This window comes from Bradyrhizobium sp. Kon10 (genome assembly GCF_055807395.1).
This window is the reverse complement of the sequence record NZ_JBVVOZ010000299.1, coordinates 1-254: the sequence shown is the minus strand read 5'-3', so window position 1 is coordinate 254 and position 254 is coordinate 1. Positions and strand designations below refer to the sequence as shown.

The 254-nt window shown below is 42.5% G+C and carries 1 protein-coding gene; it reads left to right on the top strand.

Translation table 11 applies throughout. From position 1 onward, the window contains the following. On the top strand, positions 1 to 254 hold a 254-nt coding region (locus tag AC0L2O_RS37110), incomplete at both ends, for an ABC transporter substrate-binding protein (RefSeq protein WP_473373243.1).

Below are 254 nucleotides of genomic sequence, written 5' to 3'. Positions count from 1 at the left end.
AGAAGAAGCTTCGTCAAGTGATGGTGTCACTTGGCTATTTAAAATTCGTAATGGTGTGGAGTTTCATAACGGCAAAACAGTTACGCCTGAAGATGTCGTAGAAACCATACGGCGGCATTCGGATGAAAAGTCACAATCAATAGCGAAAGGAGGTCTTAGCCAGATCGATCGATTGTCTACGGAAGGCAACACAGTAAAAATTTCACTGAAGGGTGTCAACGCAGATTTTCCATTTGCGTTAAGTGAAATTCCTC